The following is a 22743-nucleotide window of genomic DNA, read 5'->3' on the forward strand; positions in this document are numbered from 1 at the left end:
TATCTGACCCCGTACCGGTTGAAAGAAGCCTGTGAAGCGCATATTCAAAGGTCCCTGGCTGTGGATCATCCTGGCAGTGCTCGGTGTGATCCTGGCGCTGCAGTACCTCGCCCCCCGCAACGGAGGCGACGAGATCACCACGAGCCAGCTGACGTCGTACATCCAGGACGACAAGGTCAAGGAGATCACGTTCGTCGACGGCGACCAGGAGATCAAGGCGACCCTGGTCAAGGGCACCCGTGATGGCGGCTCCGAGGTCACGACCTCGTGGGTCGATGGTGACCAGGAAGCGCTCATCGAGATGGTGCGCAAGACCCAGGCCGAGGGCGACAACCTCGAGAAGTTCAACTCCGAGGTCGCCAAGCCGTCCGTGCTCGGCTCGATCCTGAGCTTCCTGCTTCCGTTCGTGCTGATCATCGTGCTGTTCCTGTTCCTGATGAACTCGGTCCAGGGCGGTGGCGGTCGCGGGGTCATGCAGTTCGCCAAGTCCAAGGCGAAGTTGATCACCAAGGACATGCCGAAGACCACGTTCGCCGACGTCGCCGGTGCTGACGAGGCGGTCGAGGAGCTCCAGGAGATCAAGGAGTTCCTGCAGGAGCCCGCGAAGTTCCAGGCCGTCGGCGCCAAGATCCCCAAGGGCGTGCTGCTCTACGGCCAGCCGGGCACCGGTAAGACCCTGCTCGCGCGCGCCGTCGCGGGTGAGGCCGGTGTGCCGTTCTACTCGATCTCCGGTTCGGACTTCGTCGAGATGTTCGTCGGTGTCGGTGCGAGCCGTGTCCGCGACCTGTTCGAGCAGGCCAAGGAGAACGCCCCCGCCATCGTCTTCATCGACGAGATCGACGCCGTCGGCCGTCACCGCGGCGCCGGCATGGGCGGTGGCCACGACGAGCGTGAGCAGACGCTCAACCAGCTCCTCGTGGAGATGGACGGCTTCGACGTACGCGGCGGGGTCATCCTGATCGCGGCGACCAACCGTCCCGACGTGCTCGACCCGGCGCTGCTGCGCCCGGGCCGCTTCGACCGCCAGATCCAGGTGGACGCTCCCGACCTCGCCGGTCGCGAGAAGATCCTGCAGGTCCACGCCCGCGGCAAGCCGCTGGCCGGCGACATCGACCTCGACTCGGTCGCTCGCCGGACCCCCGGGTTCTCCGGTGCCGACCTGGCCAACGTGCTCAACGAGGCCGCGCTGCTGACCGCCCGCAGCGACCAGAAGCTGATCACCAACAAGGCGCTCGACGAGGCCATCGACCGGGTCATCGCCGGCCCGCAGAAGCGCACACGTCTGATGAGCGAGACCGAGAAGCTCATCACCGCCTACCACGAGGGTGGCCACGCGCTGGTCGCCGCGGCTCTGCCGGGCCCGGACGTGGTCCAGAAGATCACGATCCTGCCGCGTGGCAAGGCGCTGGGCTACAACCTGGTCATGCCCGACGACGACCAGTACTCGCAGACCCGGTCCTCGATGCTCAACAAGCTCTCCTACATGCTCGGCGGCCGTGCCGCGGAGGAGCTCATCTTCCACGACCCGACCACGGGTGCCGGCAACGACATCGAGAAGGCGACCAACCTCGCCCGCGCGATGGTCACCCAGTTCGGTATGACCGAGCGCCTCGGTGCGATCAAGCTCGGCGAGTCCAACGGGGAGCCGTTCCTGGGCCGCGACATCGGTCACCAGCGCAACTACTCCGAGGAGGTCGCCGCCGTCGTCGACGACGAGACCAAGAAGCTCCTCGCCACCGCGCACCAGGAGGCCTTCGACATCCTCGAGGAGAACCGCGACGTCCTCGACAACCTGGTGCTGCAGCTCCTCGAGAAGGAGACGCTCTCCAAGCACGAGGTCGCCGAGATCTTCGAGCCGCTGCGTCGCCGCGACCCGCGTCCGGCCTGGACCGGCTCCGACACCCGCCGCCCCTCCGACCGCCCGGCGGTCGAGATCCCGCGGTGGATCGTCGAGCGCGACAAGGAGAACCTCGCCAAGGCGATCCGCGCCGCCGGGAAGCAGTCCGGCGCCCAGGCCGGTGCCCAGTCAGCCAACGGTGTCGACCTCGCCAAGCCGGCCGAGGCCGGTTCGCCCGAGGGCACCCCGCCCGCCTGATACTGAGCACATGTCCGACAATTTCGATGACGTAGCGCCCGTCCATGTCCCCGAGCGGGACGTGGCGGACGTACCGGTGTTCGACCAGAAGCGGGCCGAGGCGGCCGTGCGTGAGCTGCTCTACGCGATCGGGGAGGACCCCGACCGCGAAGGGCTGCTCGAGACTCCCGCCCGGGTCGCCCGCGCCTACCAGGAGGTGACCCGCGGGCTGCACCAGACGCCCGAGGAGGTCCTCACCACGACCTTCGACCTCGGCCACGACGAGATGGTCCTGGTCCGCGACATCGAGCTGTGGTCGATGTGCGAGCACCACCTGGTGCCGTTCACCGGTGTCGCCCATGTCGGCTACATCCCGGCGAGCTCCGGCAAGATCACCGGCCTGTCCAAGCTGGCCCGGCTGGTCGACGTCTACGCCAAGCGGCCGCAGGTGCAGGAGCGGCTCACCACCCAGGTGGCCGACGCGCTCACCGAGATCCTCGAGGCGCGCGGCGTCATCGTGGTGATCGAGGCCGAGCACCTGTGCATGACGATGCGCGGCGTCAAGAAGGCCGGCGCCCGCACGATCACCAGTGCCGTACGCGGCACGATGCGCTCCAACGCCACCACCCGGGCCGAGGCCATGGCCCTGATCCGGGGCGGGACCCGCTAGGAGCGACCCAGCCGGCGGCGAACCCGTCGGACGAAGCCGCGCAGGCCCGCTCGCTCCTGGTGGCGAGCGAGGTCTGCGCGCAGCTCTTGGATCAGGGTCCGCTGGCGGTCCAGGCGGCCGGCCTGCCGTTCGATCCGGGCCTGCTGCTTGCGGGTGGTCGACTCGAGAGCCGCGATGCGCTTGGCCTGGCTCTTCGCCGACGCCGTGAGCTTCTTCGACAGCTCCTTCTCCCGCCGCTTCGCGGCGGTGTCGGCGTGCTCGGAGGCGATCTTGAGGGCGTGGATCCGATCCTCGATACGCCGGATGGCGTCCTCGCCCGACCCGCGGAGGGTGGCAACGGGTGCCGCCGGCTCCAGCGCGGCGAGCTCGGTGTCATACGTGGCAGCCGACTGGTCGGGCTGCGCGACGTTCGCCAGGCCGGCGTCGTCCAGGAACGCGGTCAGCCGCTTCCAGCCGTCGGCCAGGCGGTTGTGGAAGTCGGTGTAGTCGGCCGCCTGGTACAGCTCGTCGACGGTGGTCTCAGGCGTGATCGAGTCGAGCATCGTGTAGGGCAGGCCGTGGTAGTCGCACAGCTCCAGCACGCGTGAGTCGTGAGCGACGACCATGGCCGGAGTCCCGGCGAGCACCGCGGCGACGTTGCCGTGGATACGCGTGCCGAAGGCGAACCGCTGGGTCGCCAGGAACCGCATCCAGGATCCGGCGTCGAGGAACATCCGGGTCCGGTCCTCGGCGTAGAGCCGGTGGTCGCGGTCGATACCCATCTCGGGCTGACGGTGTCGTCCCCACTGGAGCATCGCGAAGTCGTGGTGGGTCTGGCCGACGTAGGTCATGCCCGGGTGCCGGTCGGCGAAGGCATCGACGTACGTCTCGAACCAGGGCGCGGTCAGCGGGCTCATCGAGACGGCGATCGGGTCCTCGTCGGCGATCGGGGTGGAGCGCTCGTCGCGGACGGTGAACTCGGGGCCGTTGAGGTAGATCGACGGACAGCCGATGATCTCGACGTGCTCGTCGCCGTAGCCGAGCCGCCGCAGGTAGGCGGCGGTGATCTCGCCGCGTACGCCGACCTTCGGGGACCGTTCGAGGACGCTGTTCATGAACCGGCGGTGGAGCGCGGCCAGCTCGTCGTCGGGAGCGGTGTCGAGGTCGTCGAGGGAGAGCTGCGCGCCCATGCCGACGATGGTGGTCGGGATCGTGAGCTGCTCGATGAAGGCAGTCAGCCGGGTCAGGGGACGGGTGAACTCCGGCCGGAGGGCGTTGGCCAACGGCACCACGAAGTGGTCGTACGCATCGTTGGTCGCGGCGACCTCGTCGGCGGTGAACGCGCGTCGCTCATGGGCGAAGCGGTTCGCGACGATCTCGGTGCCGGGCACGCTGAGGAGCCGGTGTGTGGAGTCGGCGAAGAGAAGGTTCCCGACGTTCGTGCCGTAGAACCCGATGCCCCACGCACGCGGGTCGCCCGCCTCGATCACGTCGAACGGGTCCCTCGCTGAGCGGAGCAGGATCTTGGCCACGATGCCTCCCTGGGTAAATGAGTCGGCGGGCAGCCTGGCTGAGTGCGCCCACCCGGTCAAGTCTGCCCTTCCGGCGTCGCCGGATAGGGTCGTGACGTGCAGGTCATGGGAATCGTCAACGTCACGCCCGACTCGTTCAGCGACGGCGGACGGTTCTTGGCGACCGATGACGCGGTGGCTCACGGTCGCGCGCTCCTGGCGCAAGGAGCCGACCTGCTCGACATCGGCGGAGAGTCGACCCGGCCAGGGGCGACCAGACCGCTGGTGGCCGATGAGCTGGCCCGGGTGGTGCCGGTCATCGAGACGCTGGCCGGAGAGGGGGCGACCCTCTCGGTCGACACGATGCGTCCCGAGGTCGCGGAGGCGGCCCTGAAGGCCGGGGCGAAGATCATCAACGACGTCTCGGGCGGTCTGGCCGACCCGGGGATCCTGAAGGTCGCGGCCGACCACGGTGCGACGTACGTCGTGATGCACTGGCGCGCGCACGGCGCGGAGATGCAGCACGAGGACCATCTCGTCTACGCCGACGGCGTCGTCGCGACGGTCAAGGCGGAGCTGGAGCAGCGGATCGAGGCGGCGCGGGCCGCCGGGATCCAGGACGACAACATCGTGGTCGACCCAGGGCTCGGCTTCTCCAAGACGGCCGACGACAACTGGCGGCTGCTGGCGGGCGTGGAGGAGTTCCACAAGCTCGGCTTCCCGGTGCTCATCGGGGCCAGCCGCAAGACCTTCCTCGGGCGCCTGCTGGCCGCGCCCGACGGCACGCTGCGTCCGGTGACCGAGCGTGAGAACGCTCACGATGCGATCACCGTCTTTCTCGCGCAACGCGGTGTCTGGGCCACGCGTGTTCATGACGTACGTGCCGCCAGGGACACCCTCGCGGCGGCAGCGAAGCTGGAGACGATTCGATGAACCACTCGATGAACATTGCGGAACCCGCGGACGAAATCCAGATCCTCGGTCTGGAGTGCTTCGGCCACCACGGAGTGTTCGACTTCGAGCGCCGCGAGGGGCAGAAGTTCATCATCGACCTGGTCATCGGCACCGATTCCCGCAAGGCCGCGGAGACGGACGACTTGCAAGACACCGTCGATTACGGAAGTCTCGCAATGGCGGTCAAGACAAATGTTGAGCGCGACCCGGTGGACCTCATCGAAACGCTTGCCCAGCGGATCGCGGACATCTGCCTTGCAGACATCCGCGCACTTTGGGTACGTGTTACGGTTCACAAACCGGGGGCGCCTATCGAAACGACGTTCAAAGACGTCACCCTGACGATCACCCGGAGGCAGAGCACGTGACAGAGGTACCCAACCCGTACATCATCGACGCCGACACGCTCACCGGGGAGATGCGGCCGATCCGGCGGGCGGTGCTGTCTCTGGGCTCCAATCTCGGGGACCGGTTGGCAAACTTGCAGGACGCGTTGAACACCCTCGCCGAGACCCCGGATGTCTGGGTGACCACGATCTCGCCGGTCTACGAGACCGAGCCGGTCGACTCGCCCGAGGATGCCGAGCTCTACCTCAACGCCATCGTCCTCGCCGACACCACGCTCACCCCGACGCGCCTGCTCGAGCGTGCGCTCACCATCGAAGACGCGTACGGACGCTCGCGCAGCGGCATCTTCAACGAGCCGCGCACGCTCGACATCGACGTCATCTCGGTCGGCGACAAGATCCTCGAGGAGGAGTCGCTGACGCTGCCGCACCCGCGTGCGCACCAGCGAGCCTTCGTGCTCAAGCCGTGGCTCGACCTGGAGCCGAGCGCCGATCTCCCCGGCGTGGGTCCGATCGCCGAGCTGCTGGAGCAGTCCGACCAGTCCGGGATCACCCGCCGCGACGACCTCGCCCTCGAGCTCTGAGCCGGATCTGAGCCGGATCTGAGCACAGCACCCGAGGACCCCGACCAGGGTCCGGAGAAGGATCCCGCCGACGACGAGCGCCGGCTCCACCCGATGTCGGGCGGAGCCATCACGGCGTGGGCCGTGATCGGGATCGTGGGTGGTTGGCTGGCTCACCCCGTGCTGGAGTCCTGGCGCGGGGTGGCCCCGGTCATCACCTGGGCGCAGCCGGTCGTGCTGATGCTGATCGCGGCGGCCCTGGGCGTGACCGCCTGGATCACCCACCGCCAGCTGCAGGTGCGCGGCGAACGCATCGAGGCTCATCAGGCGGTCAACCGGCTGGTGCTCGCCCGCGCCTGCACCTTGGTCGGAGCGCTCCTCGCCGGCGGCTATCTGGGGTACGCGGTGAGCTGGCTGGGCTACGACGCCAATACTGCAGCGGGGGAGCGGCTGGTGCGTTCGGCCCTCGCGGCCGTGGCCGGAACCGCGATCCTCATCGCCGCTCGACTCCTCGAACACGCGTGCCGGGTCCGCAAACGCGATGAAAACTAGCCGTACCGTGGAAGCATGCCTTCCCCATCCGCAACTTCAGTCACACGCAGGCGTCAGCGCAGCACACGCCTGACGGTTGCTGTAGGCCTGCTGGCGCTGGCCGCCGTCACGATCACCGCCGCGGTGGCCTCCGGGTCCTGGCTGGTTGTCGTGCTGGCTGCCGTTCTCGGGCTCGCCTGTGGCGCTGCCGCAACCAAGATCACCCACTCCGAGCTTCTCCAGACCCGCCGCGACTGGGCGCGTGACCGTGCCGAGCAGGCCCAGGCCTTCCGTGTCGAGTCCGAGAAGCGGGCGGAGGAGAACGCCGAGTTCCGCGAGCACATGGATGCCAAGCTCGCCGAGCGCGTCCAGGCCGTGGAGGAGCTCGAGGGCGCTCTGGCCGCCGCTCACCAGCGTGCCGCCGAGGCCGTCCGTCGCCGCGGCGAGGAGGCCCGCCGGGCCGCCCAGGCCGAGCTGCGCGGCGAACAGCTCGAGGCGAGGCTCCAGGCCGTCGAAGCGGATGCCGCGGAGGCGGCGATCCGGGTCGCCGAGCTGGAGTCCGAGCTCGACGCCGTACGTGCCGAGCTGGAGGCCGAGCGCACCAGCTGGACCGGGGCTCAGTCCGCCTGACCCCTGACCGACAAGCAGATGTACGAACGGTGACGGGATTCCAACAGTCGTCACCACGGTCCGCGTGGGCACGCCTGGAAATGCGCCGTGACGCTCAAACAGGTACTCCGGTGGGTAACTGCAGGGGCACTGGCTCGTTATGATTTCCTGGAACGGGTAACGCGTCTGTCGCGTCCCCTCGATCTCTGGTGATGCTGCGACAAGGGTCGTCGAAAGGGGAAGCCGGTGACGTTGATCGCCGAAAGGGCAGTCACGATCACTGATGGCCTCGACCACCTGCGCGACCTGATGACCACGTACGCCAAGAGGGCACCGGTGACCTCGGTCGCCGTGCTCGGGAATGCTCCTCTGGGCCCCAGTGATGCCCGGGCGCAGGCGATCGACGAATCCGACCTGGTCATCCGGGTCAACAGCTTCGTGCTGGACCTGCCCGGCGAACCGCGCGTCCAGGGGTCGCGGGCGGACGTGGTGCTCTGGAACCGGATCACCCGCACGACGCGGTTCACCTTCGACCGCTACCGCGAGCGTCTCTACCTCCTCGCGGAGCCGATGCGCTTCCACGGCCGTCCCGAGGTGTGGCCGATGTCCTGGCCGCCCGACCTGGGTTTCGTGCCCATCCCGAACGCCGAGGTGCTCCCTCGTATCGGCGACGAGCTCGACATCCCCTGGCGCGCCGAGAAGCTCGCCCCGACCACGGGGTTCACCGCCGCATGGCTGGCGGTCAATCTGTTCCCGGAGTCCGAGATCCGGCTCTCAGGGTTCTCGTTCATCGACAATCCCGGGCAGAGGGAGTGGACCTACCAGGTCGGCGGCACCTCGCCGGTGGGTCCGGAGCATCGGATCGAGGCAGAGGCGCGTGTCATGACTGACTGGCTCAAGGAGGAACGGGTGTCTCTATGGCGTTGAACCGACTGCGCGGCGAGGTCATCAGAAAGGTCAGGTCCGCCGCCGACGCGGAGAGGGTTCGGGCCGTGATCGAGGAGCTCCGTGCGATCACGGACCGGCAGCGCGTCCGCATCGCCGACCTCGAGCGCGAGCTCGCTCGGGTCAGCCCGCAGGTCGCGGCCCTCGAGGCGCGTCTGGAGACGCTGCGCGACGCCGTAGAGCGGGGCAACGTCGCGACGGGCGCTGCGGCCGGCGGCAACGCCGATACCGCCGCGGTCTGGGCTGAGATCCAGCGGCAGCAGGAGCAGATTCGCGCCCGCATCACCGCTGCCACGCGTTTCGAGGAGCGGCTCCGACGTCTCGAGGACGGCAACCGCGTTGGCTGAGAGTGCATCGCAGGCTGCGCTGAGTATCGTCATCCCGTTTCACAACGTCGAGCCCTACTTCCAGACCTGCTTGGAGTCGCTTCGGACACAGACCTTCTCGGACTTCGAGGTGGTCATGGTCGACGACGCGTCCACCGATGGATCCGCCGAGATCGCGGATCGGTTCGCATCGCGCGATCCCCGGTTCCGGGTGCTCCATTCGACGAAGGTCGGTGTCGGTGTCGCACGGAACATCGGTGTCGAGAACAGCAGGGGCGACCTGCTCGCCTTCGTGGACGCCGACGACTACGTGCCGGAGTACGCCTACCAGCTGATGACGGACACGTTGGCGCGTTCGGGGTCGGACTTCGTCGCCGGCAACGCCCGACGCTTCGACTCGGTGTCGGTCTGGCAGTCGTGGTCGCACCGCCGACCGTTCGTCACCACCCGCATCGCGACCCACTGCAGCCGCACCCACATCCTGGGCATCGATCGCTACATCTGGAACAAGGTCTACCGGCGCGACTTCTGGGACTCCGCCGGCCTCGGCTACCCGGACATGCTCTACGAGGACTACCCGGTCGCCCTCGCCGCACACATCCGCGCCCGGCAGGTCGACGTCCTCGCCGACCCGGTCTACTACTGGCGGCACCGCGACGGTGGTGAGGCGTCGATCACCCAGAGCCACTGGAACCTCGACAACCTCGGCGACCGCGTGCGTTCGGCCGAGATGCTGTTCGAGATGGTCGACGAGCACGCCCCCTACCTGGCCGACCTGGTGAAGTCACACCTCACGGCGACGGACGTCCAGGTGCTGGCGCGGTCCATCGAGGACCACCCGGCCGAGGAGTCCGGGCGAATCTTCGACCTCGCGGAGCGCTACCTGGCGCACATCGACGACCAGATCCTCGACCGGCAGGGACCGTTCGAGCGACTCGTGTTCGACCTGCTGAAGCGCCGTCGACGTGATGCGCTGTCGTCGTTGACCCGGTATCGAGCCGAGAACGGGACCCTGGCGCCGCTGGCCCGCCGCAGGGACGGTTGGTACGCGAAGCTCCCGTCCTTCGAGGACGCCTCCGTGGGCGTCCCGGACTCGGTGTTCCGCCTGGCCCCCGCGTACATGAAGGCCAAGGCGGTGGCGACCGAGGCCTGGTGGAGCGGTTCCCGCGTCATGGTCCGCGTCAACATCGGCGTCAACACCCTCCCGTTCGCGCCCCGGACACGCTTCAAGGTGTGGCTGCAGAGCCCCGCCGGCACCAAGATCCCGGTGGACCACGTCGCGCGGCCACGGACGATCCCGTTCGGCCAGGTGGACCGATCCACGCTCGAGCTGAGCATCGATCCGGCGCGGTTGGCGGGGGATCGCCAGTGGCGCCTCATGATCAGCATCCGCAACCGCGATGTCCGCGACGTCATCCAGGTTTCGACGTCGGGAGACGGTCGGGAGCGGTGGCAGGGCTGGCGGCGCATCGGCAACCGCTGGTGTCGCCCAGGACGCCTCCCCGGGGGCTTCGGGGTCACCGTTCGCGATCTCCCGGACGCCTGGGTGGATCACGCCACGGACCTCGGCGACGAGATCGAGGTCCGGGGCGCCTTCCGAGGCGCTCCTCCTGAGCATGCGGAGCTGACGCTCACCGACCGCAGCGGCTCGGTGGTGACCCACCCGCTGACGATCGGCGAGCGGGGCGAGCGAGGCATCACCCCGTGGCGGTTGACGGTGCCCGTCGAGGCTGTCCTCGAGAAGTCCGGACTGGACATGCCCATGGAGGAGATCGTGCCGACCCGGGTGAAGCTGTCCCGGAAGGGACGTACGTCTCCGCTACCGGTGCACCCGGACTTCCTCGGGTCTCGATCTCTGCTGAAGGGACGCGCGGTGAACGCCACCCGCGACCCGAACGGTTCCTTCGTGATCACCGCGACGCCCGACCGTCCCGTCGTTCACGACGCGTGGTGGCAGGGTGAGGACCTGATCCTGCGTGGTCCGGACGGTCCCCGGCTGGAGTCCACGGGAGCGGTGCTCCGGACCTGGCCGACCCCGGAGAAGCCTCTCGACGTCTCCCTGGACGTGACCGACCGCGACGGCGTCTTCCTGATCACCGTGCCGGCGGCCGTGTTGCGGAGCACTGCGGCCGAGCACGATGCGTGCGAGACGTCGCAGTGGTCGTTGCTGGACGGCCGCGACCACAAGCCGCTCGTCGTCGCCCGTGAGCTCTCCGAACGGGTGCCTCAGCCCACCGCTGACGAGGCGGCGAAGCTCGAGTTCGGCTGGTCGGACGAGATCCACCTGCGGCTCGCGCCGCGGGTGCCCACCGACGTGTGACCGGCTAGCGCCCGGCCACGCGTCGGATCGCGCGGAGAGCCCTTCTGAGCAGACGTGCCGCGGGCCGGACACCGGGGACGCGTCCGAAGCCGGCACGTGCCCGCCCGGGGACGGTTGAGGCGCGCCTGGCGACCCGGTTGACGGCCGGGGCCTGCCGAGCGCTCAGCTGGTCCTCCAGCTCCTTGATGCGATCGTTCAGCGCAGCGACGTCGCGTCGGGTCGCTGTGCGTACCTCGTGGGTCATCGTCTGACGCTGACGCATCTGCTGCTTGAACCAGGTCACCTGGCCTTGCAGCGCCTCGTTCTCGTCCATCAGCCTGCGAAGCTCGCCCGGATCGGCGTCCTGCGGAGCCTGCCGCGGCGCGACCACGGGTGTCATGCCGGTCGAGGCCAGCGACGACTCCCGCTGCTGACGCACCGTGCGTACGTCCGCCGGGGTCACCGCGACATCGATGGTCGCCGCGAGTAGGACGGTGAGCTCGTCGCGGCCGCGACCGGCGGGCCAGGGGTGGCGCCATCCCGCCGCGCAGATGAACGCGGCGAGCTCGTCCAGCAGCCCCAGGAGGATCTCGTCGGCGGACTCGCCGAGCTTCACCGTCGACTCGTGAACAGGGACGACGCGGCCGGCGTCGAGGCCGATCTCGTCGACCTGCAGACCGCACCATCGCTCGGGCGCATCGGCCACGGCCTCGCGCAGCAGGCGTACGTGGCGGCGAAGGCCCGAGGCGTCCCGGCGTGCCGAGTCGCGCATCGCTTCGACCAGCCAGGACCGCTCGGCGGCGGTCCAGGAGGTCTCGTCACCGGTCCGATCGACACCGACGACAGCCGGGATCGGGTCCAGGCCCCGCGTGACCAGCCAACCGCCGGCAGCAGCCTCGGCCCCCAACGTGTCGAGCGTCCGACCCAGAGCGGGCTGGACTTCGCGCAGCGTGGGGGTGTCGGAGGGTCGGCCGTGAGCGACCGCGAGCGCCACCGAACAGGCTTCGGGAGCCGCGGCCAAGGTCGGAGAACCGACGTCGGGCCACAGCGTGTAGCCGCGACCTGCGAACCGTGCGCTGGCGTCCGCGAGGCTCGACGGGTTCGCACGATCGTGGACGGGGAACGACCAGTCGGCATCCTCGTTCGAGGCCTCCGGGGCGACGGTCCTGAGCTGGGCGAGCGGCGATGCCGGGTTGGGAACGACCACCGCCAGCCGCGAGTCGGGTGTCGCCAGGCCGACGACGTGCTCGGCGATCGCGTGCCAGTCCGTCGGGGCCGCATCGATCGTGGCGACCCGCCCGAACCCGTCCAGCGCGAGCACGGCGTCGGCCGGCCGATCGGGGGTCCAGGAACGCAGATCGCCGCAGACGACATCGACAGCCCTGTCGGCGTACCGCTCGGAGACGAGCTTCGCGTCGGGATGTGTGCGGAGGACGACGGTCGTCGTCGCGGCTCGGCCTATGGCCGCATCGAGCAGCTCGAGGTCGTGCGGGCCGACGACGAGGAGGTGCGAGGCGTCGCTCGCCGTCGCGACGGCGAATCGGGTCAGGACCGGTCCGCGAGGGAGCGTACGAGCGCCGACCATGTCGGACCAGTCGTACATGTCTCCCGAGACGACGCTGTAGGCGCCGATCTTCGAGGGCGTGTCGGTGTCGTTCATGCTGTGATCTCCCATCCGAAGAGCGCGCGGAGCTCAGCGGGTGACGCCATGGCGTCCAGCCCGAGCTCACGCACGGTCGTGGCGCGTACTTCCTCTGCATCGGTCTCGACGCCATGGAACTCGGGGAACAGACGTCTGGCCTGGTCGTTCCCGTCCCTGACGCTGGCGTCCCTGACGTCGGCGAAGGTCATCGGGTCGCCGTAGACCGCGACCTCGGAACCGACCGACGCGCCGTAGAAGATGGCGGTGGTCAGGCGGTTCGACGCGACCCGACGGTGGCGGATCTGCTCCGCGTACTGCTTGTGCAGGAAGCGGATGTCGGTGCCCTGACGCAGCGTGCCGCGCTTGCCGTGGCAGATGACCCGGAAGCCGGCGTCCTCGTAGCGGCGCCGGATCTCGGGCATGTCGTACTCGATCCAGTAGAGACAGACGGTCACCGGGCCCTCCTCGGTGTCCAGGATCTCCGCGATCAGCCGGTCGTGGTCGCCGTTGATCTCACCGTGGTCCCAGGTGTGGAACGGGTAGAAGATCGTTCCCTCGCGCTCGTCGGCCGGAGGGACGGGCTCGACGTCCTTCTTGAGCTCGAGCAGGTAGTTCCAGGGAGCGCCGATCACCGCATAGTCGCGCCAGCCGACCGCCTGGCCCCGGCGCAGGTTCGCGTGGGACCAGACGAACTTGGGGAAGCCGTAGGGCGGCTCGTGGCCCGGGCCGAAGCCGTGCAGAAGGTTCCAGCCGTGCTGGAGCACACCCCAGATCGGGCGCGGCTGCTCGAACGGGAGTCCGCAGTACTCCGAGAGGATGTGGGCGTGTCCGTACCAGTGATTGCTCGTGTCCAAGTCTTCAATCTCCACGGTCTGGCGAACGGTGACCGTCCCGCCATAGAAGTGTAAGCATTCTCAGTCGGCCTTGACCGCGGCGACCAGCACCGAGGACCCGAAGGGCAGATCGAGTCGTGGCAGCAGCCGCTCGTCGATGCGGGTGGCGCCGAGCAGGACCTTCTCGATCCCGGGCGAGACCTCGGGCAGCGGTGCGACGCCGCCGTCGGGAAGCTGTCGGGCACGGGCCGTGCCGCGCTCCTTGACCCGGGTGACCAGGCGTTGAGCGGCGAACATCGGAAACGTACCCGTGAAGCCGTACGTCGCTCGCACGGGCGAGAGCCCGGCTGCCGTGATCGCCGCGACCGCCCGCCGCAGGGTGTAGCGCCGGTGGTGGTGGTTGTGGTCGTCGTGGCGGGTCCAGGCCCAGTTGTACGCCGGCACGGACATCAGGAAGCGGCCGCCGGGGGCGAGGACCCGCTCGATCTCGGCGAGAGCGGCGGCCTCGGGCTCGCAGTGCTCGATGACGTCGAAGGCCGCGACCACGTCGAAGGAGCCGTCGGCGAACGGCAGCCGGGTCGCGGAGCCGCACACGCCGCCGTCGGCGAGGCCACGCGGGTCGACGTCCAGCGAGACGTGGTGCTCGGCGGTGCCCTCGAGCCAGGTGACGCTGGGTCCGTCGGCACTGCCGACATCGAGGAGGCGGCGTGGGGTCCCGACGTACGGCTTCATGACGGTCTCGAGGATCCGGGTGCGCGCTCGGTACCACCAGTAGTCGCTCTGCGCGATCGAGGGAGAGCCGCCCGTCGTGCTGCCCGGCAGCGTGCCCGTTTCGGTCATCGGATGGAGATCTCGCTCACGTGCGTCGGAGGTGCGGAGGTACCAGCAGCGTAGGCCAGCGCGATCTCATCGGCGATGCGACGCACGCCGACGGAGAAGGGCGTTTGTGTCCGTTTGTCGAGCTCTGGCCAGACGACGCTGCGGACCCGCAGGTCGCGTGCCTGGCCGGGGGTGCCGGCTCCCGGGATGCGCAGCCGTGCCCGCCGTCTGAAGACCCGGTTGATCTCGCCGACGACAGCCGAGAGGGTCGTGCCGGTGCCGGTGGCCAGGATCTTGACGACGGCGTTCGACTCGGCACCCCCGGCGTGCTCGTGGAGACCGTCGAGGGCGTCGACGACCATCTCCGCGCAATCGCCGACATAGAGGTAGTCGCGGATGGTGTCGAAGGAGACCCAGACCGGCAGTGGCGTGCCGCGCAGCTGGGCCAGGCACAGCTGAGAGACGAGGCCTTGGGGCTTGGAGAGCTTCTGGCCGGGCCCGTAGAGGTTGGTGATCCGGCCGAGGAGCGACACCGATCCGGTCTCGGCGCAGAACGCGGTCAGGGCTTCCTCCATGGCCAGCTTGGCCCTGCCGTACGCCACCAGCGGACGAGGCTCGGAGTGCTCGGTGAACGGGGGATCGGCCGAACCGGCGTAGACGCCACCGACGGAGGACGCGAAGAAGAACGCGAGCCGGGTCGTGGGCCGCAGGGCAGAACGCAGGTCATCGAGTACGCCGCGGAAGAGCGCCACCTCGGTCTCGAGCTCGTCAGCCGGGGTGGCCACCACACCTGCGCCGGCACACCAGGCGATGTTGACCCGCCCGTCCGGCGAGGAGTCGACGAAGGCGGTGAGGTCAGATCTCAGGACGGCGCGGGCGGCGACCGGGTCGTGCCAGGGCACCCTCACCGTACGCACGGACACCCCGGAGCGCTCGAGCGCGCTGCAGACGTGGCGGCCGAGCAGACCGCCACCACCGACGACGAGCGTGGGCGGTCCGGATGGGGACGGGTCCGCCGGTCGAGCCGCGAGGCCGCCCTCGACACGCCTCCGCCTAGCGGCTCCGACGGCTCGACCAGCGGGGGCTTGGACGTCGGTCACTCGGGCTGACCCGGCTGGGGCGTCTCGCGAAGCGGGCCGTTCGCGGGGTCGCTGACGATGACGTAGAGCGGCTTGCCCATGGCCATGTTGACGGAGACACCGAGGTATTCGGCGATCACTCCGAGGGTGAGCATGATGGTGCCGGAGCAGACCAGCACGGCCGCCATCAACGAGGTCCAGCCCTGGACCGGGACCCCGCCGGCCAGACGAGCGACGACCAGCACGACCGCGAGGACGATGCCGGCGGCGGCGAGCAGGGCTCCGCAGATGCTGACCGCCCGCAGCAGACGGGTGCCGCCGGTGAGCACCATCCGCCAGAAGTGGGACATCAAGGAGCGGTAGTTGTAGCCGGAGGGCCGCTCGCCCTCCTCGCGCAGCTCCACCGGGCACGTCGCCACGTCCGAGATCACCCAGCTCAGCGCGACGTCCAGGTAGACCCCGTTGGCGGCGTAGGCGGACACGCTGCGGCCGTACTCGCCCAGGATCAGCCGGAAGCTGTTGAACTGCCGGGCGCTGCCACCGGGCATGAGGCGGTCGATGACGACCTTCGAGCCGCGCGAGGTCAGGTTGCGCAGCGGACCGTGCGGCGCCGCGTTGGTGGGGCGGGCGTAGACGAGGGCGGCGCGCTCCCTGAGCGCGGTGTCGAGCATCGGCCGGATGTACGCGGGGTCGTGCTGGCCGTCCTCGTCCATCGTGACGATCCAGTCCGAGCCCGAGGAGGCCAAGCCGGCGAGGGTCGCGGCGTGCTGGCCGAAGTTGCGGCTCAGCCAGATCGGGCGAACGATGTCGTACTTCTCGGCGAGCTGCCGGATGGCGAGATCGGACGCGTCCGGGCCATGGTCGTGGACCAGGAGGATCTCGGTGACACGTCCCTGGTGCCCGTCCGGAGTGACGAACGGTTCCGCGAGGTCGGTGACCTCGCTCACCACTTCCGGAAGCGTCTCGGCACCGCGGTAGACCGGGATGACGACGGAGACGGTGTGGGTGAGGGACATCGCTAGGAAAATAGCGCATCCGGAGGGGCTTCGGTGTACTCCGTGTAGGCGTTTTGTTGGCATGATCGCCCGCGTGACTGCAGACCCGGCAACCGTAGGCGCCGCACCTGACGCGAAGCCTTCCTCGGACCGCACGCTCTCGGACGGTGTCTTCTCCGCAGGCTCCTGGTCCGGGCTGCTCCCGGGCGTGCTGGTCGTGGGCGTGACGCTGGTGCTCGCGATCCGCGTCGCCGGGGTCGACCTCGGCGACGCGCTGCTCTTCACCGGGTACGTCCTGGCGTTCCTCACCTTCCCGGGCACCGTGGTGTGGCGAGCGGTCGCCAAGCCGGGACCGAGCCTCGGCAACGACCTGGTGCTCGGCACGATTCTCGGGCTCGTCCTCGAGGCTCCGCTCTACGTGCTGTTGCGGCTCTTCGATCTCACCCACCTGATCTACGGGTATCCGGTCGCGGTGCTCCTCGGCGCGTTGCTGGTCGTCCGCCGCCGCCGACGGGCCGGTCCGGTGGTGATCGGGCGGGCGAGCCTGTGGTCGTGGGCAGGTGCGGCGGTGGCGTGCGTACAGATCCTTCTGGTGGCGAACCAGGTGTGGTCACAGCGACCGGTCGACGCCCTGCGGGCGCCGTACGTCGACGAGCCCTTCCACCTTGCGATCGCAGGCGATCTGCTGCACCACTTTCCCGCCCAGATGCCGTGGGTGGACGGCACCCCGCTCTTCTACCACTGGCTCGTCTACGTCCACCTGGCGTCGGCAGCGACGGTCACGCACATCGAGCTCATCGTGCTCATGCGCAGCATGTCGATCGCGCTGCTCGTCCTGCTCGCGGTCGGTGGAGCGTACGCCGCGGCCACTCGTCTCACGGGACGGAAGTGGACCGGGTTCGTCGCTGCCCTCGTCCTCGCGACGGGGGCGACCCCCGACTTCTTCGGCTGGACCAGTCTGGTCAGCCCCGCGCAGCTGGCCTTCGACTCCGTGACCCGCGCGTTCGACAGCCCGACGCACGCGTTGGTGATCCCGCTCCAGATGGTCCTGATGGTGCTGGTCCTGGAGATGATCCGGCGCGAGCGGTGGCGTTGGGGGCCGTGGTTGCTGACCGTGGTCGTCATGGTCGCTGTGGCCGGCGCGAAGTCTTCCGCCCTGCCGACGATCATCGCCGGCCTGTTCCTGGCGCTGGTGATCTCGGCCGTGCTGCGTCGCATGCGGATGGTCCGCACCCTCGGCGTCCTGCTCGGATCGGCTCTCGCTGTCTTCCTGGTCGCCCAGCAGCTGTTCTACGGCGGCGGCACCCGGGCGACCGGGATCGATCTCAACGGGAGCACCGTCCAGCGGCTGGGAATCCTGATGCTGCCGGAGGGCGAGACCCTGCCCGGGTCCGCGCCGTTGGCGATCTGGGTGTCCTTCACGGTCGGGTTCGTCCTCCTCGCGGTGCCGGTGATCGTGGCCCTGGTGCGTGGCGGCTGGCGACGGCCCGACTTCTTGTTCCTGGCAGGCACCTCGGCAGCCGGTGCCGGCGCGTTCATGGTCCTGAGCCATCCGGCGCTGAGCCAGGCCTACTTCCTCCTGGGCGCCAGCGGGTTCCTCGCCGTGGTCATGGCCGTCTCGTTGTCGGACATCGTCCCCGTCGACCTGTCGTTGCGCGACGGCGCCCGGATCGTCGGCTGCGCCGCTCTCGGCTGGCTCGTGGTCGTGGCCGTGAGACTGATGGTCGGCAGCGAGATGCCGGCCAGCAGGGAGGTCTTCACGCCGACGTTGCTGACCCAGCTCGCCATCGGCCTGCTCGTGCTCGCGGTGGCGGTCGCCGTCGTGCTCGTGTACGCCAGGCCCTCGACGATCGCGATGCTCCCGGCTGTCGTGGCGTTGATGCTGGGGGTCGTGCTCGCCGGGGCACCGCAGACCGTCGCTCTCGCAGTCACCGGCCCTTCGGTTCCTCGGGCTGCCGCGACCGACATCATCGGTCCGGGTGGGGTCGCGGCCGCACGGTTCGTCCGCGAGCACTCCCCGACCGATGACCTGATCGCGACCAACGCGCATTGCATCGGGCTGCCCGTGCCCGACTGCGACCGCCGGAACTTCTGGATCGCGGCGTACGCCGAGCGGCGGGTCCTGGTCGAGGGGTGGGCCTACATCGACCCGCTCGTGGTCGGGCTGCCGTCCACGGATCTCAACAACTCGGCCTACCTACCCTTCTGGGACCCAGAGCTGCTCGAGGCCAACGACGCGGCGATCACGCACCCGTCACCGGAGACGATCGCCACGCTGCGCGACGAGCACGGGGTCGACTGGCTCGTCGTCGACCGCCGCTACCAGGCCGATCTCCCGGGCCTACGCCGCGAGCTCGGCCAGCCGCGCTTCAAAGGTGGGCTGTATTCCGTGTTCGACCTGCGTTAGGTGCGGGGGCCGGTCAACGGCGCAGGAGGCGACGGAGCCGGCCCCGCTGTGAGGCCTCCGCCTCCCGCCGACGGGCGCGGGCGTCCTCGACTTCCTGCTGGATCTCCTCCGGAATCGTGTGCAGGCCCTGCATGACCAGCTTCACGACCTGCATCACCTCATCGCCCGGGATCTCGGAGTAGTCGCCGATGTTGTAGTCGGGGAAGGTGCTCTGCTCGATCATCTCGGTGAAGGAGAAGCCGCCGAGCTTGCCGATGAGCAGGTTGTCGTCGCGATAGTCGTCGAGAAGCTCCTGGCGGAACTCGGAGGTCATGTAGACCGCGCTGGAGTCGTTCCAGCCGAGCTGGGTGGCCCTGGTGACGAACTCCCCTCGGAGGATCTGGATCCACCTCAGCCGGGTGGCCTTCCAGGAGTCGACACCTCGGAGCCGGCCACGCATCGGTGCCGCCGCCACGATCGGCGCCAGGTGGCGCGCGGTCTCGACGGTCCGCCAGCCGGATCCGACATTGCTCGAACCGGCCCCGCTGCCCTGGATCGGGAGCTCGCACGTACGGAGGAAGTCCGCGACGGCGTTCCCGTCGAGGAGCTCCTTGCGGATGAAGGGGCGAAGCCGGAGGTCGACGTCGGGGATGGCGGTGGTGATGGTGTCCGCGAACTCTCCGTAGCGCAGGAAGCTCATGTCGAGCGGTGACCAGTCGCGGAACTCCTCGAAGGGGAGATCGACCAGCTCGGCGTGCTCGGGCCGCATCACCATCAGCCGCTCGACGTAGAAGGCGTTGTAGAAGGTGGCCTGATCGCGAACGTAGTGGACCCAACGGACCTTCGCGTCCGCCTGACGCGCGTAGTCGGCGATCGCGCTGATGTGCTCGGGCTTGAGCAGCGAGAACGACTCGCACGAGATCACCGTGGTCTCGGCGCTGCCGGAGGCGATCGACTCGACGAGCTGCTCCCAGGTGCCGAGGGCGGGCGAGAAGAGCACCTCGCCGAGGAGCTGGGAGTAGAGGTTCTGGTGCTGGACGCTGTGCGTGCCTCGACCGATCGTCGGGTAGGCGACCTCGGGCGGCAGCGTGCCCTCGCGGTTCGCGCGGGCAAGGAAGGTCTGGATCGCCGTGCTCCCGGTCTTGAACGTGCCGGAATGGACGATCAGAGTCTTCTGCATGCACCGCTCCAAGTGTCGCTGCTGGGATGGGTGCGGCGCGACGTCCCGCGTGGCACGAATCTTACCCGCCGGGGCTTATTGGCCGAGCTTCTTCTGCTCGATCTGAGCGTTGATCGCCACCAGCTCGGGATGGGTCTCCAGGAGGGCGACGAGACCACTGGTGTCGAGACGGTGGGCGTCGTGCTCCTCGATGAGGATCTGCAGCAGCCGCAGGTCCTCGGGGGTGTCGAGGGTGATCCGGTACGCCGAGGCGTCCCGCTCCCACGGCAGGTTGAGCGCGGGCCGGGCCTCGTCGGTGTAGAGCCACGGGGTGACGTGCTCGCGGTGGGGCGTCTCGGTCGCGAGCTCGTCGGCCTCCAGCAGCGCCGTCGCAGAGAAGACCTCGAAGTCGAGGCCTCGTGGGTAGGTGCGCTCCAGGGCGTTGCTGGCATAGAGCGCGGGATCGTCGGCAGCGACCCAGGCGTCGATGCCGCGGCGTACGACCTCACCGTCGATCAACGGGCAGTCGCTGGTCACCCGGACGACGACGTCGGGCTCGAACTCCCGCACCGCCAGCGCGAAGCGCGACAGCACGTCGGGCTCGCTGCCACGGACGACGTCGGCGCCGAGCTTGTCGGCCAGGACGGCGACGGGGTCGTCATCGACGTTGGTGGTGGTCGCGACGATCACCTGGAGCCCGGCCGCGGTGAGCCGGGCCAGGTGATGCTCGAGCATGGTGACGCCCGCCGCCTCCCGCAGCACCTTGCCGGGGAGGCGGGTGCTGGTCATGCGGGCCTGGGTGATGACCGCGGTCTTCACAGGACTCCGACCAGCGTCTCGACGACCTGGTCGACCTGGTCGTCGGTCAGGTCCGGGTACAGCGGCAGGGACAGCTCCTCGGCGTAGAACGCCTCCGCGTTCGGGCACATCCCGCGCCGGTAGCCCAGGTCGGCGTAGACCGGATGCCAGTAGACCGGGATGTAGTTGACCTGTACGCCGATGCCGGCCGCGCGCATCTTCTCGAACACCTCGCGCCGACGGTCCTCGAGGACACGCACCGGATAGAGGTGCCAGGCCGGGTCGACGCCGTCGCGCTGGACCGGCAGCCGCAGCCCGTCGACGTCGGCGAGCGCGGCGTTGTAGCGGGCGGTGATCTCCGCGCGCCGCTGCTTGAACCCGGCCAGCCGTTTGAGCTGGGAGAGGCCGAAGGCGCACTGCAGGTCGGTGAGCCGGTAGTTGAGCCCGAACTCGTGGACCTCCTGGTGCCAGGGCCCCTCGTCCTTGATCCGGAACCGGTCCGCGTCGCGCATGAGCCCCACGAAGTGGAACTCGTGGGCCCGCTGCGCGACGGCGGCCTCCTTGGCGACGACCGCGCCGCCCTCGGCGGTGGTGAGGTTCTTGGTCGGGAAGAACGAGAGCGTGGTCAGGTCGGCCAGGTCTCCGACCGGGCGCCCGCCGGAGAATCCACCGATCGAATGGGCGGCATCGCCGAGGGTCAGCGCGCCGACCCGGTCGGCGATCGGCTGCAGAGCGGCGTAGTCGGCCGGATGGCCCGCGTAGTCGACGGCGGCGATCACCTTGGTGCGGTCGGTGACGAGCGCGTCGACCGCGGCCGGGTCGAGGAGGGCGGTGTCCTCCTCGATGTCGGCGAAGACGACCTTCGCGCCGAGCAGCGAGGCGCCCGACGCGGTCGCGACGAACGTCATCGGGGTGGTGACGACCTCGTCGCCGGCACTCACCCCGGCGGCGGCGTACGCGATGTGGAGGGCGGCGGTGCCGGAGGTGCACGAGACCGCCCGGTGCCCACCGGCCAGGTCGGAGAGCGCCTGCTCGAACGCGGCGACGGTCGGCCCGGTGGTGAGCCAGTCGCCACGCAGGATCGCGGTGACTGCCTCGATGTCCTCCTCGGAGACCGACTGGCGGCCGTAGGGCAGCACTAGATCCCCGACTCCAGAACCTTGCGGAGGTCCTCGGCGTCGTACCAGATGTCGTTCTTGTCCGAGGCGCAGTGGAAGCCGTCGGGCACCGGGACGGCGTCCATGATCGGCTTGTAGCCCCACTGCGGGTTCTCGGGCTCGATCACGTAGTACTTCCCGTCGCGGATGCTGACCGCGCGGCGGCCCTCCTCCGGGCTGATCATCTCCTCGTGGAGCTTCTCGCCGGGGCGGAGTCCGATGTCGACCAGCTTGGCCCCGGGCGCGACCGCTTCTGCCAGGTCGACGACCTTGTGGGAGGGGATGTGCGGGACGAGCAATTCGCCGCCCTGCATGATCTCGAAGGTGTCGAGCACCATCTGCACCGCTTGCGGCAGCGTGATCAGGAACCGGGTGCACCGCATGTCGGTGATCCCGAGGGCCTCGCCGCGCTCGGCCATCGCCTTCCACTTCGGGATGATCGAACCGCGCGAGCCGGTCACGTTGCCGTAGCGCACCACGGAGAACCGGGTCTCGTAGGAGGAGGCGTAGTTGTTGCCGAGGATGAAGATCTTGTCGGCCGTCAGCTTGGTCGCGCCGTAGAGGTTGATCGGCGAGGAGGCCTTGTCCGTCGAGAGCGCGACGACCTTCTTGACGCCGGCGTCGATGGAGGCCTCGACGACGTTCTGCGAGCCCAGGACGTTGGTCTTGATGAACTCGAAGGGGTTGTACTCCCCGGTGTCGACCTGCTTGAGCGCCGCGGCGTGCACGACGTAGTCGACGCCGTGGAGCGCCCGGTGCAGGCGGTCGCGGTCGCGGATGTCGCCGATGAACCAGCGAAGCCTCGGGTCGTTGCCGAACAGCTGACGGCACTCGTACTGCTTCAGCTCGTCACGCGAGAAGACGATCACGCGCCGCGGGTCGAGGTTGTCCAGGACGTGGCGGATGAACGCCTTTCCGAACGAACCGGTCCCACCGGTGACCAGGATGCTGGCGCCGTCGAGAGGATGACTGTTCGAGGTGGAGTCTCGGACTTCCGAATTGGGCACGGTCACAGGGATGCTCTCTACTCTGGGCCTCACTGGTGCGCCAACGAGACGGGGCGCAAA

General features: G+C 69.1%; 21 protein-coding genes. 11 read left to right on the forward strand and 10 right to left on the reverse strand.

Annotation, left to right across the window (positions count from 1 at the left end):
- The first annotated feature begins 31 nt into the window (after positions 1-31).
- Positions 32-2095 (forward strand): ATP-dependent zinc metalloprotease FtsH, encoded by a 2064-nt coding sequence (ftsH, locus tag BLT25_RS09725; protein WP_091044918.1) that lies wholly within the window; start codon positions 32-34, stop codon positions 2093-2095.
- A gap of 10 nt (positions 2096-2105) precedes the next feature.
- Entirely contained in the window at positions 2106-2744 is a 639-nt protein-coding gene (gene folE / locus BLT25_RS09730; protein WP_218131293.1) for a GTP cyclohydrolase I FolE, read from the forward strand.
- Here the strand turns inward: folE and BLT25_RS09735 are convergent.
- Entirely contained in the window at positions 2741-4255 is a 1515-nt protein-coding gene (locus BLT25_RS09735) for a polysaccharide pyruvyl transferase family protein (protein ID WP_176883757.1), read from the reverse strand. The two genes, folE and BLT25_RS09735, sit on opposite strands and share 4 nt — an antisense overlap.
- A gap of 105 nt (positions 4256-4360) precedes the next feature.
- Between BLT25_RS09735 and folP the strand changes: the two genes are divergently transcribed.
- From folP to BLT25_RS09770, 8 genes are all read left to right on the forward strand, one after another.
- Positions 4361-5167 (forward strand): dihydropteroate synthase, encoded by an 807-nt coding sequence (folP, locus tag BLT25_RS09740; protein ID WP_091044922.1) that lies wholly within the window; start codon positions 4361-4363, stop codon positions 5165-5167.
- Entirely contained in the window at positions 5164-5556 is a 393-nt protein-coding gene (folB, locus tag BLT25_RS09745) for a dihydroneopterin aldolase (RefSeq protein ID WP_256328529.1), read from the forward strand. The genes folP and folB overlap by 4 nt, the downstream gene beginning before the upstream one ends.
- Positions 5553-6119: a 2-amino-4-hydroxy-6-hydroxymethyldihydropteridine diphosphokinase gene (folK, locus tag BLT25_RS09750; RefSeq protein WP_091044924.1), complete on the forward strand. Its 567-nt coding sequence runs from the start codon at positions 5553-5555 to the stop codon at positions 6117-6119. Before folB ends, folK begins: the two co-directional genes overlap by 4 nt.
- 93 nt (positions 6120-6212) lie before the next feature.
- Positions 6213-6650: a DUF3180 domain-containing protein gene (locus BLT25_RS09755; protein WP_091044926.1), complete on the forward strand. Its 438-nt coding sequence runs from the start codon at positions 6213-6215 to the stop codon at positions 6648-6650.
- A 15-nt stretch (positions 6651-6665) separates the two neighbouring features.
- On the forward strand, positions 6666-7259 hold the full coding sequence (locus BLT25_RS09760; protein WP_091044927.1) for a hypothetical protein: 594 nt from the start codon (positions 6666-6668) through the stop codon (positions 7257-7259).
- Between the two features lie 225 nt (positions 7260-7484).
- A complete protein-coding gene (locus BLT25_RS09765; protein ID WP_218131294.1) occupies positions 7485-8165 on the forward strand; it encodes a hypothetical protein in 681 nt (226 codons plus the stop codon).
- Positions 8156-8530, forward strand: a complete 375-nt coding sequence (locus BLT25_RS29830; RefSeq protein ID WP_176883759.1) for a hypothetical protein — start codon at positions 8156-8158, stop codon at positions 8528-8530. Before BLT25_RS09765 ends, BLT25_RS29830 begins: the two co-directional genes overlap by 10 nt.
- Entirely contained in the window at positions 8523-10829 is a 2307-nt protein-coding gene (locus tag BLT25_RS09770; protein ID WP_176883761.1) for a glycosyltransferase family 2 protein, read from the forward strand. Before BLT25_RS29830 ends, BLT25_RS09770 begins: the two co-directional genes overlap by 8 nt.
- Positions 10830-10833: 4 nt before the next feature.
- Here BLT25_RS09770 and BLT25_RS09775 read toward each other — a convergent pair whose 3' ends face one another.
- From BLT25_RS09775 to BLT25_RS09795, 5 genes are read right to left on the reverse strand one after another with little or no spacing between them, the layout of a single operon-like run.
- A complete protein-coding gene (locus BLT25_RS09775; protein ID WP_091044931.1) occupies positions 10834-12468 on the reverse strand; it encodes a hypothetical protein in 1635 nt (544 codons plus the stop codon).
- A complete protein-coding gene (locus BLT25_RS09780) occupies positions 12465-13304 on the reverse strand; it encodes a hypothetical protein (protein ID WP_091044933.1) in 840 nt (279 codons plus the stop codon). Before BLT25_RS09780 ends, BLT25_RS09775 begins: the two co-directional genes overlap by 4 nt.
- A gap of 60 nt (positions 13305-13364) precedes the next feature.
- Complete coding sequence (locus BLT25_RS09785; RefSeq protein WP_091044935.1) at positions 13365-14123, reverse strand: class I SAM-dependent methyltransferase; 759 nt, start codon at positions 14121-14123, stop codon at positions 13365-13367.
- Positions 14120-15202: an NAD-dependent epimerase/dehydratase family protein gene (locus tag BLT25_RS09790; protein ID WP_091044938.1), complete on the reverse strand. Its 1083-nt coding sequence runs from the start codon at positions 15200-15202 to the stop codon at positions 14120-14122. Before BLT25_RS09790 ends, BLT25_RS09785 begins: the two co-directional genes overlap by 4 nt.
- Positions 15199-16197, reverse strand: a complete 999-nt coding sequence (locus BLT25_RS09795; protein WP_091044940.1) for a glycosyltransferase — start codon at positions 16195-16197, stop codon at positions 15199-15201. Before BLT25_RS09795 ends, BLT25_RS09790 begins: the two co-directional genes overlap by 4 nt.
- A gap of 73 nt (positions 16198-16270) precedes the next feature.
- Here BLT25_RS09795 and BLT25_RS09800 point away from each other — a divergent pair, with 73 nt between their 5' ends.
- Positions 16271-18583, forward strand: coding sequence for a hypothetical protein (locus BLT25_RS09800; protein WP_143033697.1), 2313 nt, complete (start codon positions 16271-16273; stop codon positions 18581-18583).
- 13 nt (positions 18584-18596) lie between these two features.
- Here the strand turns inward: BLT25_RS09800 and BLT25_RS09805 are convergent, their stop codons facing one another.
- From BLT25_RS09805 to pseB, 4 genes are all read right to left on the reverse strand, one after another.
- A complete protein-coding gene (locus BLT25_RS09805; protein ID WP_091044943.1) occupies positions 18597-19742 on the reverse strand; it encodes a hypothetical protein in 1146 nt (381 codons plus the stop codon).
- 75 nt (positions 19743-19817) lie between these two features.
- Positions 19818-20540, reverse strand: a complete 723-nt coding sequence (locus BLT25_RS09810; protein WP_091044944.1) for a cytidylyltransferase domain-containing protein — start codon at positions 20538-20540, stop codon at positions 19818-19820.
- Positions 20537-21658: a DegT/DnrJ/EryC1/StrS family aminotransferase gene (locus BLT25_RS09815; RefSeq protein ID WP_091044945.1), complete on the reverse strand. Its 1122-nt coding sequence runs from the start codon at positions 21656-21658 to the stop codon at positions 20537-20539. Before BLT25_RS09815 ends, BLT25_RS09810 begins: the two co-directional genes overlap by 4 nt.
- A complete protein-coding gene (pseB, locus tag BLT25_RS09820) occupies positions 21658-22683 on the reverse strand; it encodes a UDP-N-acetylglucosamine 4,6-dehydratase (inverting) (protein ID WP_091046213.1) in 1026 nt (341 codons plus the stop codon). Before pseB ends, BLT25_RS09815 begins: the two co-directional genes overlap by 1 nt.
- Positions 22684-22743 lie beyond the last annotated feature (60 nt).

It is taken from the genome of Nocardioides sp. YR527 (assembly GCF_900101045.1).
GTDB lineage: Bacteria > Actinomycetota > Actinomycetes > Propionibacteriales > Nocardioidaceae > Nocardioides.